Below are 11,963 nucleotides of genomic sequence, written 5' to 3' on the forward strand. Positions count from 1 at the left end.
GGGGCGGGAATTACTCCCCGATGCTCCGGAGATATTCGAGATTTTTGTCGATCAGGTCGCAGCGCTGCTTCACGCAATCCACACTGCGCAGGGGGTCGGCAGGCGTGTTGAACGCAAAGTCCAGCAGCTTGTCGATGGTGGTAGAAGCCACATGCAGGCGGGTGTCACTGGCTGCATAATAAATATATACGCTACCGTCATCGTCCGCAATAGCACCGTTGGTGAACACGACGTTGGAAACGTCGCCCACCCGCTCCCAGTCACGGGGTGCGATGAGGAAGCCGGACGGCTCTGCGATCACCTTGCTGGGGTCATCCAGTGCGGTAACGAACACATAAATGACGTACCGCAGCCCGGCGGCGGTATTCCGCACGCCGTGGGCGATGTGCAGCCAGCCCTTTTCGGTCTTGATGGGGGTGGCACCCTCGCCGTTCTTTGCCTCGGTGATGGTATGGTAGCGGCGGGGGCTGGTGATGATTTCCTCGTCAATGACGGCGTGGGTGATGTCCTCGCACAGACCAAAGCCTACGCCGCCGCCGGAACCGGTGTCGATGAAATCATCCATGGGGCGGGTGTAGAAGGCGTACTTGCCGTTGACGAACTCTGGCAGCAGGTCTACATTCCGCTGCTGGGGGCTGCGCTTGGTGACAAGGTTCGGCAGACGCTCCCAAGTCTTGAGGTCTTTGGTGCGGACGATGCCTGCCGCAGCCACGGCAGCGGACAGGTCGTTGACGGAAGTATCCTTGCTCTCAGAGCAGAACACACCGTAGATCCAGCCATCCTCGTGCTGGGTCAGGCGCATATCGTAGACGTTGGTCTCCTCCGGGCAGGTATCCGGCAGCAGAATGGGCTTTTCCCAGAAGTGGAAGCCCTCCACCGGGCTGTCGCTCTCCGCTACGCCGAAAAAGCTCTTGCGGTCGTTGCCCTCGATGCGTGCCACAAGGTAATACTTGCCGTTCAGCTTGATGGCACCGGAGTTGAACACGGCGTTCACACCCAGACGCTCCATGAAGTGGGGGTTGGTTTCCGGGTTCAAATCGAACCGCCAGCTCAGCGGGATGCTCTCCCGGGTCAGCACCGGGTTTTCCCAGCGGTCATAGATGCCGTTGTAGAAATCGGTCTTTTTGTTCTTGCGTACCAGATAAGCGTCCTGCAGCGCCTTCTGGCGCAGGTATTCGGGATGCAGTTTAGACTGTGACATCGGGGTTCCTCCTTATCAGTTCCATGCACATTCTGCCGTTGTGGTAGGGGCACTTCCACGGCTCAAGGATGGGCTTGCGGCTGGACGGTTTTCCGTCTGCGTCCACCTCCCAGAACCATTCACTGCCGGGGCGTTTGTCCACCATCACGTTGCAGATGTAGTGGTAAATATCGGCGGCGGCATCCCGGTATTTTGCATCGCCGCTCTTGTTGTATTCGTTCACGAAGCCCAGTACGGACTCAGCCTGCACCCACCACACACGGGTGGTGTTCACCTTGCCGCGCTCGCACTCGTTGACCACCGAGTGGTCAATGTAGGCTTCCTTGTAGATGTGGGCAGCAAGGTCGGAGTTGATGGCGTGGATGCGCTTGGAAAGCGCTGCATCGCCCAGTAAATCGCAGCCCCAGTCGATGAGCCAGCTGGACTCGATATCGTGGCCGTAGCTGTACAGGTCGATGATGGAGTTATAGTGCGCATCAAAGAACACCAGCTGCCGGTGCAGCTCCGGGGAGTAAATTTTGTGCTCGTAGATATCCAGAATGCGGCGCAGGGCCTTTTCCACCTCCGGGTCGCGGCTGGCCTGATAAAGCCCGGCGTAACCCTCGAACACATGGAGCAGGGTGTTCATGGTCTTTGCCGCCATGACGCCGTTTTCGGAAAGCTTTTCGTTGCTCTCCGGCTTCCAGTCGATGGTAAAGGCTTCCAGATAGCCCTCGCTGTCGGTGCAGTGCTGCTCGATGATATGGAAGATCTCTTTTGCACGGTCCAGCGCAGCCTGTTTGCCGGTCAGCCGGTAGTAGGCGGAAAGGGCATAGATAGCAAAGCCCTGATTGTAGGTGTGCTTGGTGGTGTCCAGCGGCTTGCCGGTGTAGTCGCAACTCCAGTACACACCGCCGTTTTCCACGTCATAGCAATGCTCGGTGAAAAACTGGTAGGCGTGGCGGGCATCCTCGGCAAGGTCTGCCCGGCCGGTCAGCATGGCAGCCTCGGAGAAGAACCACAGAATGCGGCTGTTCAGGATGCAGCCTTTTTCGGCCTGTTTGTCCAGCTTCAGGTCAAAATCCATGTAGCCGTAAAAGCCGCCGTTTTCCTCGTCCCGCAGCCCTTTCCAGAAGGGAATGATGGTTTGCAGCAGCATTTCTTCTGCTGCCTGTTTGATCTTTGGCATGGGAAAATCCCCCTCCCTGTTTTACCAAAACGAGCCCGCCCCGGATGACCGGGACAGGCTCCATTGTATCAGCGGATGCCGACCTCGTGGTCGGTGGGGCCTGCGTTATCGTGGGCCTTGATGTAATCCACCACCTCGTCCACGGTGGTGAAGGCAAGACCGACATAGCTGTCAGCGCAGCCATAATAGAGGGCGATGCGGCCGGTGTCGGCATCCTGCAGGGTGGCGCAGGGGAAGCAGACGTTGGGCACGAAGCCGCGCTCCTCATACCACTTTTCCGGGGTCAGCAGGAAGTTGCCGCACCGGTAGAGCACCTTGCTGGGCTCGTCCCTGTCCAGAATGGCACCGCCGATGGAGTACACGAAACCGTTGCAGGTGCCGGTGACACCGTGGTAGAACAGCAGCCAGCCCTCGCTGGTCTCGATGGGAGCTGCACCGCCGCCGATCTTCACGCTCTCCCACCAGTTGGAGCCTTTGCTCATCACATGGCGGTGACGGCCCCAGAACTCCATATCCGGGCTCTGGCTCAGGAAGATGTCACCGAAGGGGGTGTGGCCGCTGTCGGACGGACGGCTGAGCAGGGTGTACATCCCGTTGATCTTGCGGGGGAAGAGCACCGCATTCCGGTTGAAGGGAATGAACGGATTCTCGATGCGGACAAAGGTCTTGAAATCGGTGGTCTTGGCAATGCCGATGGACGCACCGTAGAAATCCTGACACCAGATGATGTAGTAGGTGTCCTCGACTTTCACCAGACGGGGGTCGTAGGCATACACCGGCATGAATGGCTCACCCTTCTCGTTGACGAAGGGAATCTTGTCCTTGTCGAAGGTCCAGTGGATGGCGTCCTCGCTGTGGCCCAGATAGATGTAGGGCACACCGTTGACCTGCTCGCCGCGGAACACGCCAATGAACTTGCCCTCGTACGGCACGACCGCACTGTTGAAGATGCGGGCCACGCCCTCCACCGGGTTGCGGTCGATGATGGGGTTCTCGCTGTACCGCCACACCGGGCCGGTGGCATCGGCGGGCTTTTCCTGCCAAGGAATGTTGGGCAGGGCGTCGCAGAACATTTTTACGTTGCTCATAATCAAAAACTCCTGTAATAGAAGGTTGTTGTTCTTTTCTGCCACACTCTCCCGGCTCCCTGCACAGAAGCCGGGAGAAGCAGCAGATGATGAAGGAGAAAAAGTGGATAGCGATTTTAGCCTTTCACCGCACCGGCAGCCATGCCGCTGTAGATTTGATCCTGACACAGCAGGAACACGATGAGGGCGGGGATGATGGTGATGATGACACCGGCGCAGATGTAGTTGTACTGGTTGCCCATGGGGCCGGAGAACACATACAGCGAGGTGGCCACCACCTGATACTTGGTCTTATCCTGCAGGTACAGGTTTGCCATGTAGTATTCGTTGTAGGTGGACACACCCTTCAGGATGGCGCTGGTGACGATGGCGGGCTTGAGCAGGGGCAGCAGGATCTTGAAGAACACACCAAAGTAGGTGCAGCCATCCAGAATGGCGCTTTCGTCCAGCGTGGGGGAAAGGTTCTCGAAGAACTGCAGGAAGATATAGATGGTGATAACGTCCGTGCCCATCATCAGGATGATGTAGCCGGGCATGGAGTTCACCAGATGCAGAGCCGTCATGATCTGGTACACCGTGACCTGCGAGGCGATGCCGGGGATCAGGGTGGCGATGGTGAACAGGTTGCGGATCAGCTTGTTGCCGGGAAACTTGAACCGGTTCAGCACATAAGCCAGCATGGCACTGATCATAATGCTGCCCGCCAACACGCAGATCAGGATGATAAAGCTGTTCAGGAACGCCTCGCCCATGTTGGCCTTGTTCCATGCGGTGATGAAGTTATCGAAGTTGAGCCAGCTCTTGGGCGGGGTGATAACGTTGGTGTTGGCGTACTCTTCCTCACTTTTGAAGGCGGTGAAGATGCAGGATACGATGGGCACCAGTGCCACAAAGGCAGCGAAGATGAGCAGCGCATATTTGCAAATGTTGATCAGAACACGTTTGGTCTTGATCGCAGTGGTTTCGTTCATACGTTCTGCCTCACTTTCACTTGGTTACGCCGCTGCTGCGGTTTTCCAGCCATTTTTCCACAGCCTTCTGGGCGTAGGTGACGATCACGATGAGCAGCAGCAGAACCACAGCCATGGCGGATGCAAGACCCACCTTCTGGTCGGTATGGGCGATCTTATCCATGACCACGAAGTAGGTGGAGGTGTTGAAGCCGCCGCCGGTGACAACATAGGGCATCTCGAAGGCGGACAGTGCGCCGGACACCGAGATGATGAGGTTCAGCACCACGATGGTGCTGATGGAGGGCAGGATGATGTCCTTGAAGCGGTGCCATGCGTTGGCACCGTCGATCTCAGCAGCCTCGTACAGCACGGGGTCCACAGAAGCGATAGCACCGATGAACATGACGATGTTCTGGCCGATGTATTTCCAGATGGAGCAGGCCACCAGCACGACGTTGTTGATGGACTCATCCCGGAGCCAGAAGGGCAGCTTATCTACGTTGAAGCCCACCCAGCTCAGCAGGGTATCCAGCACAAAGCCGTGGGTGAAGAAGAACTTGAAGATGAAGCCCACCGAGATGCCGCAGATGAGGCAGGGAAAGTACAGTGCACCACGGAAGAACTTGCTGCCCTTGCACTTGAAGCTCAGGATGGTGGCAAACAGCAGCGCCAGCGCCATCTGCACCACGGAGCCTACCATGTAGTAAAGGCTCAGGCTCAGAGCGTGGAAGCAGTCTTTGCGGGTAAAGACCGAGATGTAGTTCTGCAGACCCACAAAGGTACGTCTGCCGATGTACTTCATTTTGAAGAAGCTGAACTCCACCATTTTGAAGAAGGGCAGATAGGTAAACATGAACAGCAGCACCAGCGGAACGAACAGGAACACCAGCGTGACGATGAGCTGCTGGCCACGCATACTGTGAAAGTATTCGCTGAAGCTCTTGCGCTTTTTAGGCGCGGATACGGTTGCGGAAGATGCCATGTAAAAGACCTCCTTTCACCAAAAGCAGGGCGGACACGGGCCCGCCCTGCTGATTTATAATGATAGATCGCTTACTGCGGTGCGCAAGCATCCACAGCTGCGTCCCATGCGGCGTTCCAGTCGGCCACGATGTCGTCCAGAGTCTCGTCGCCGTTGATGCCAGCCTCCACCACACGCATGACGTGGGTCTGGTCGGCATTCAGCATCAGCTCAGCCTCCTGCTGCACCTCGGTGGCAAGGTCTGCCAGCTCTGCGGGGGCGGGGGCATCCTCGACCAGGTCGATGCCGTCAAATGCCTTCAGGGTATCGGGGTATTCCTGGCTCTTCAGCACCGGCACACCGCCCTGATCATAAGCAAAGTTGGAGCTTTCGGTCAGCCACTTGATGTAGAGCATGGCAGCCAGCTTTTTGTCATCGGTGGTGTTCTTGTTCACACCGTAGCAGTAATCTGCACCTGCGCTGGCGTACTGGGTACCCTTGACGGTGATGGGGAACGGCATATAGCCAATGTCGTCGGCGTGGTCACCGGCGGCCTGCATCTGCACGATGGCCCAGCTGCCCAGAACCATGGCACCGATCTGGCCGTTATTGATGCGGGGCTTGGAGCCCTCCCAGTCGGTGGTGGTGGGGTCGGCCTCGGTCAGACCGCGCTTCACTGCTTCGTACAGGATGTAGTACACAGCGTAGGGACCCATATCGTCCGCACCCAGAATGCCCTTCTGGAACGGATCCTTGGTCTGGGGCATGGTAATGTTCATCCAGTCCGGGTCACCGGTTGCGCCGCCGCTGGTGTAAGCATCCCATGCGGTCATGGTCCAGCCGGCGGCGTAGTTGGTGTACAGGGGATCAATGGAAGGATCGTAGTCCTTGATCTTCTGCAGGTCATCCAGGAACTCGTCCGGGGTCTTGGGCAGGGTGGTGATGCCGGCAGCCTCAAAAACCTTCTTGTTGTAGATGATGCCCTGTGCATTGCCGGTGGAGGGGATGCCGTACACGCTGCCGTTATAAGCGCGGTTGGAAGCGAAGTTGTAATCGTTCTCAATGTCGCTCAGTGCGCACAGAGGCTCAAAGTAGTCGCCCAACTCGGTCAGGGGGATGTTGGTGGGGATCATGCACAGATCACCCCAGTCGTTGGAAGTCAGACGGGTGGTCATGTCGTTGGCATAGTCGGTGATGCCCTCGTACTTGATGGTGATGTTGGGATACAGCTTCTGGAATGCGGCAACGTAGCCGTCAAAGGTGCCGTCATCGATGAGGTCGGTACGGTGGCTGATGATCTTCAGGTCAGCCTTCAGGTCGGTGTTGTCGGTGCCCACGGTCAGCTCATTGTAAGCCTTTGCACCGTCTGCGCTGGCAGCGGAACCAGCGGTGCTGCCGGTGGAGCCGGCGGTAGAAGTGCTGCTGCCGCCGCAGGCGGCAAGAGCAGAGGCTGCGGCCAACACACCAGTGACCTTCAGGAAATTGCGGCGATTGATCTTACGCATAGGGATATCCTCCTTCTTTTTGTGGAGCCCTTTTCCGTTTTGCGAAAGCTAAATTTAGCTTTGATTAGCTAACTGTTATCCTTCGCTTTCTGTGGTTTAAGTATATTCCTTTTGAGATTCACTGTCAATATTACCAAAAAGATTCGGTGTTTTGGTGGCAATTCGGCAATTTTCTTGTGAAAACTGACCTGTAAATCCGGGATACATCACGGATTTTGAACTTAAAATAATAATTTAATTAACTTTTTACAATAAAATTAACTTAAAGATCGCTTAGCCTAAGGCTGATTTTGCACTTTTTAACTGGCTTTTCATTGACGAAACGACTAAAAACTGCTATGCTAACCATAAAGTTAACCGGAACGTTATTTACCTCATTCTAAAATGAAAGAAGAAAGCTGGTCAGGAACATGGCAAAAGCAGTACGCATGGCCGATATCGCGCAGCGGCTGGGCATCAGCACCGTGTCCGTCTCCAAGGGTCTGGCAGGCAAAGAAGGCGTCAGCGCCGAGATGCGGGCAAAGATCCTTGCCGTTGCCGAGGAGATGGGCTATCAGCCCCCTGCCCGGGCGCATACACAGCCCGGCGGCGAGAGCATCGGTATTCTGGTGGCAGATCGTTTTTTCAACGAGAACGCCTTTTATTCCAATCTGTACCGGGCGGTGCTTAAATGCGCCGCCGAGCAGGACATCTCGGTGCTGATGGAGATCGTTCTGCCGCAGGCAGAAAAAAGCTGCAATATGCCCTCCTTCCTTGTAAACCGCAAGGTGGACGGCCTCATCTTTATGGGCGAGATCAGCCGCCGCTACCTTGCCACAGCGGTGCAGACGGGCGTGCCCTTTATGCTGCTGGATTTTTACGATGATGCCATTGCCGCCGACTGCGTGCTCAGCGATAACACCAGCGGCAGCTATATGATGACCGAGCATCTCATCTCCACCGGGCGGCGGAACATCGGTTTTGTGGGCAGTGTGCTGTCCACCAGCTCCATCATGGACCGCTATCTGGGTTATGTCAAAGCCCTGCTCCGCGCCGGGCTGCCCATCCGGGACGACTGGCGGCTGGAGGATCGGGACGACCGAGGGCTCTTTATTCCGTTCACCCTGCCTCACGAGATGCCGGAAGCCTTTGTCTGCAACTGCGACGAGGTGGCCTACAATCTGGTGGAGACCCTCAAGCGCAACGGCTACCGTGTGCCGCAGGATGTGGCAGTGACCGGCTACGATGACTACCGCTATTCCACCATCTGCAGCCCCCAGCTGACCAGCTACCGGGTGGACTTGGACGGCATGGCAAAAACGGTGGTGGCGCAGCTGCGCCGCAAAATGGCGCATAAGCCTGCCGTTGCCCCCACCGTCATCGTGCCCGGCGGCTTTGTAAGAAGAGAATCTACCTGATAAAAAAGGGGTTGCTGCACAAACCTTCGTGCAGCAACCCTTTTACTATGGTACTATTTTGAATGGCCGCCGCTTTGCTCTGGCCATCTTCAGTGGAAAATATAGTTTGTATTTTGGGATACCGGAGCGTCTGCGGACGCTCCGGTATCCCGTTTTCACTTTTAGAGGATCGTTTTCAAAAAGGCAGTCAGAACCTTTGCCGCCTGCCGGTGGCTTTCTGCGCCGGGGTGCTGCCGGGCACCTACCGTTTCCGGTGTGGTGTTGGGCAGCTCCAGCAGATAAACAGAGTTGTCTCCGGTAATGGCTTTGTACTGCTCCGCGCCCTGTCGCAGCACCGGCAGCAGCTCACTGCCCAGCATCCCGATGCACCACACCAGCTTTGCCCCGGGGTTCTTTGCCCGGAGCAGGGTCAGAAAATGCTGCACACCGTTTGCCACCTTTTGGGCGTCCGCAGGATGGAAGTCTCCGTTGGAGAGCCGCCGCAGCTGGTGGGGCTTGCCGGTGGCAGGGTCTGTCCATGGCGGGTTATCGAATGCGCCGGTGTCGTTGGTGCCTAGATTGACGATGACGGCATCCGGCTGCCATGCGGCAAAATCGTTTTCCTGCTGTGCACCAAGGGCGGCGTTACGCTGTCCCATGGCTACGCCGCACACCCGGGTGTAGTAGGGCGGCAGGATGTGGCGCACGTCGTTGTCCCATCCAGACACGATGCCCCAGCCGCTTTGCGAGATGCAGCGGTATTCGGCACCCAGCGCATCGGCAGTCAGGCGACCGTAGTGGTTTTCTGCCGAGAAAAAGGCTCCCACCCAGTCCTCCTCCGGTTTGGCTCCGATGGCACCCTCTCCGCTGGTGATGCTGTCCCCCACAAATTCCAGCCGATAAACCGGCTCCGGCAGGGGCAGAAATTCGCCGTCTGCATATTCCAGCCCGGTGATCTGCAGCAGGTGCGCCGGGTCATCGTGCATGGCCTGCACATCCTTCAGCAGCCGGACGTGCTTCGCCTTGCCCGGCGTCATGCCCCGGAACAGGCACACCCGGCTTTTGCCGGGGTTCACGGCAAACCGTGCCACCCATGCGCCATTCAGTTCCACGCTGACCCACGGCTCTACCACTTCATAATCGGCGAAAAGATCCACCCACAGCTCACTGCCGGTAAATTCCAGTTCTATGCCGCTGGCTGTCCAGAACAGGGTCAGCGGGTCACGCCCGGTGTGCCGCCCCAGTGCCCGCACCTGCGGCAGTTGGGTCAGCGCTGCGGTTGTAAGTTGCTCCATTTTCCGTTCCCTCCCGTTGGTTTTGCCCGAAGCATAGCAGATTCCACCCAAAATCGCAAGCTAAATCTGTAAGCTAAATAAAACCTAAAATTTAGTTTAGCCTTTGCACCTCCCGGTGTAGGGGCTTTTTTCGGGTCAGGTTGACCAGTGCTTTGCCCCTCTCCTTGTGCCATACGCTGAAAATGAAGCAGCATATTGACCGAATTGCCAAAACTGCACTATACTTATTGTGCAATCTGACGTTGATTTTTGAAAAAAGACGAGGAAAATGTCATGGAGCACGAACACAACTTTTACGGGGTGAACTTTGCACCCTTTCCCCACAGAGGCGTGTTGAGCAGCGAGAACGCCCACCGCAGTATGGCAACTATGGTGGAAGCTACCGCCGCCAACTGGGTCATTCTGTCGCCCTCTGGAATACAATCTGACCCTTATAGTGAGGAAATCAACTGGAACACTAATGCCACCCCCACAGACGAGGAGCTATGCGGTGCCATCCGCTTTGCCAAGCAGTTGGGCTTGCAGGTGGCGTTGAAGCCTACCGTCAACTGCGCCAACGGCGTGTGGCGGGCGCGCATCAGCTTTTTTGACCACGATGTGCCCTGCGAGACCCAGTGGGGCAGATGGTTTGCCAGCTACACCGCCTTCCAGACCCACTACGCTGCTCTTGCCGAAGCCGAAGGCTGCGGGCTGTTCCTGACCGGGTGCGAAATGACCATGACCGAGCACCGGGAAGCAGAGTGGCGTGCTCTCATTGCCGCTGTGCGGCAGCAATATCACGGACCGGTGAGCTATAACTGCGATAAATACGGCGAGGACCATGTGAACTGGTGGGATGCGGTAGACTGCATCGCTTCCAGCGGCTACTACCCCCTGAAGGACTGGGAAAACCAGCTGGACCGCATCGAGGCAGTGAGCAAAAAATACAAAAAGCCCGTCCTCTTCAGCGAGGCAGGCTGCATGAACATCACCGGTTCTTCTGCCGTGCCCAACAACTGGGAGCTGAAGGGAACACGGAACGATCTGGAACAGGCCGATTGGTATAGTGCCATGTTTTCCGCCTGCGCCAAGCGTCCGTGGGTCATGGGCTTTGGCGTGTGGGACTGGCCTGCTGACTCCGGAACCGCCAGCGCCTATGCCGTGTCCGGACGTCCAGCAGCAAAAATTATCCATAGTGCATATCAGGGAGAAGTTTTAGAATGAACACGTCCAATTTTGCTCGCTTGAAAGAACTGCTTCGCCGTGCAGCAGCAGGGCAGGAACTGACCCTCGGTTTTCTGGGCGGTTCCATCACGCAGGGCAGCCTTTCCACCCAGCCCGGCAACGCCTATGCGTTCCGGGTGTACCAGTGGTTCGTGGATACCTTTCCGCAGTCGAAGTTCCACTACGTCAACGGCGGCATCGGCGGCACAGATTCTCTGTACGGCGTTGCCCGTGCCGTGACCGATGTGCTGATGTACCAGCCAGATTTCGTAGTGGTGGATTTCAGCGTCAACGATCTGGAAGTTCCCTTCCGGCAGGAGACTTACGAGGGTGTTGTCCGCAAGTTGCTTGCATGGCCCTCCCACCCGGCGGTGGTACTGTTGAATAACGTATACTACGATACCGGAGCCACCGCACAGGACGAGCACAACGCCGTGGGCGACCACTACGGCGTGCCACATGTCAGCATCCGGGACAGCATTTACAAGGATCTGCGTGCCGGTAAGTATGCCAGCCGCACCCTGCTCAGCCCTGATGGACTGCACCCAAACGATTACGGTCACGGTCTGGTGGCGGGGGAGATCATCAAGCTGCTGGAGGCGGTCAACGCCCACCGGGAAGAACCGGAGCAGGAGCCTGCCTTCCCGGCACCGCTCACCGCCAACGCCTACGAAAACGCCCGGCGGCTGACCATCCGGGAACTCTCCCCCAAGTTGGAGGGCTTCCGGGCAGACCCGGAGGAAAAGCTGGGGCATCTGGACCACTGGAAAAACGGCTGGGTGGGCCAGAAGCCCGGCGACAAAATCACCTTTGAAGTGGATGCCTCCTGCATTGCAGTGCAGTACCGCAAGACCATCCGCCGCCCGGCGCTGCGGGCGCAGCTGGTTCTGGACGGCGACGCCGCCTACCCTGTTCTGCTGGACGGTAACTTTGACGAGGACTGGGGCGACTGCCTGTATTTGCAGCCTATCCTGCACCACGGGGAACATAGAACACACACCGTGGAGTTGACGATTCTGCCGACCGACACGCCCGATGCGACTGAGTTTTATCTGATGGCACTGATCGTTACGGGGTGATGGTGGTGGTTATCACCGTGATAACCACCACTATTCATATGTATCGACCTAAAAGCCTCTCTGGATATAGTGTCTCACTTTTTCATCTAAAATGTATTGCAAATTCTTATAGAATATGGTATATACATTATACG

At 56.9% G+C, this 11,963-nt stretch carries 10 protein-coding genes; 3 read left to right on the forward strand and 7 right to left on the reverse strand.

Annotated features, from left to right (window positions below):
• Positions 1-10 precede the first annotated feature (10 nt).
• The 6 genes from ACGHUK_RS11350 to ACGHUK_RS11375 all read right to left on the reverse strand — a co-directional run bounded on the left by ACGHUK_RS11350 (position 11) and on the right by ACGHUK_RS11375 (position 6,876).
• Positions 11-1,201, reverse strand: a complete 1,191-nt coding sequence (locus ACGHUK_RS11350; protein ID WP_348816413.1) for a glycosidase — start codon at positions 1,199-1,201, stop codon at positions 11-13.
• Positions 1,188-2,369, reverse strand: a complete 1,182-nt coding sequence (locus ACGHUK_RS11355) for an AGE family epimerase/isomerase (protein WP_348816412.1) — start codon at positions 2,367-2,369, stop codon at positions 1,188-1,190. The genes ACGHUK_RS11350 and ACGHUK_RS11355 overlap by 14 nt, the downstream gene beginning before the upstream one ends.
• A gap of 68 nt (positions 2,370-2,437) precedes the next feature.
• Positions 2,438-3,457 carry a glycoside hydrolase family 130 protein gene (locus tag ACGHUK_RS11360; protein WP_348816411.1) on the reverse strand — a complete coding sequence of 340 codons (1,020 nt, stop codon included), beginning with the start codon at positions 3,455-3,457 and terminating at the stop codon, positions 2,438-2,440.
• Between the two features lie 116 nt (positions 3,458-3,573).
• Complete coding sequence (locus ACGHUK_RS11365; RefSeq protein ID WP_097777013.1) at positions 3,574-4,428, reverse strand: carbohydrate ABC transporter permease; 855 nt, start codon at positions 4,426-4,428, stop codon at positions 3,574-3,576.
• A 16-nt stretch (positions 4,429-4,444) separates the two neighbouring features.
• Positions 4,445-5,392 (reverse strand): carbohydrate ABC transporter permease, encoded by a 948-nt coding sequence (locus tag ACGHUK_RS11370; RefSeq protein WP_005922707.1) that lies wholly within the window; start codon positions 5,390-5,392, stop codon positions 4,445-4,447.
• A gap of 71 nt (positions 5,393-5,463) precedes the next feature.
• Positions 5,464-6,876: an ABC transporter substrate-binding protein gene (locus tag ACGHUK_RS11375; RefSeq protein ID WP_097777014.1), complete on the reverse strand. Its 1,413-nt coding sequence runs from the start codon at positions 6,874-6,876 to the stop codon at positions 5,464-5,466.
• Positions 6,877-7,286: 410 nt separating this feature from the next.
• Between ACGHUK_RS11375 and ACGHUK_RS11380 the strand changes: the two genes are divergently transcribed.
• Complete coding sequence (locus ACGHUK_RS11380; protein WP_097777015.1) at positions 7,287-8,273, forward strand: LacI family DNA-binding transcriptional regulator; 987 nt, start codon at positions 7,287-7,289, stop codon at positions 8,271-8,273.
• A gap of 161 nt (positions 8,274-8,434) precedes the next feature.
• Here the strand turns inward: ACGHUK_RS11380 and ACGHUK_RS11385 are convergent, their stop codons facing one another.
• Positions 8,435-9,547: an SGNH/GDSL hydrolase family protein gene (locus ACGHUK_RS11385; RefSeq protein ID WP_097777016.1), complete on the reverse strand. Its 1,113-nt coding sequence runs from the start codon at positions 9,545-9,547 to the stop codon at positions 8,435-8,437.
• A gap of 273 nt (positions 9,548-9,820) precedes the next feature.
• On the opposite strand from ACGHUK_RS11385, the gene ACGHUK_RS11390 reads away from it, so the two are divergent.
• Entirely contained in the window at positions 9,821-10,750 is a 930-nt protein-coding gene (locus tag ACGHUK_RS11390; RefSeq protein ID WP_113621305.1) for a glycoside hydrolase family 113, read from the forward strand.
• Complete coding sequence (locus tag ACGHUK_RS11395) at positions 10,747-11,829, forward strand: SGNH/GDSL hydrolase family protein (RefSeq protein ID WP_097777018.1); 1,083 nt, start codon at positions 10,747-10,749, stop codon at positions 11,827-11,829. Before ACGHUK_RS11390 ends, ACGHUK_RS11395 begins: the two co-directional genes overlap by 4 nt.
• Positions 11,830-11,963 lie beyond the last annotated feature (134 nt).

It is taken from the genome of Faecalibacterium sp. i25-0019-C1 (genome assembly GCF_042854225.1).
GTDB lineage: Bacteria > Bacillota > Clostridia > Oscillospirales > Ruminococcaceae > Faecalibacterium > Faecalibacterium taiwanense.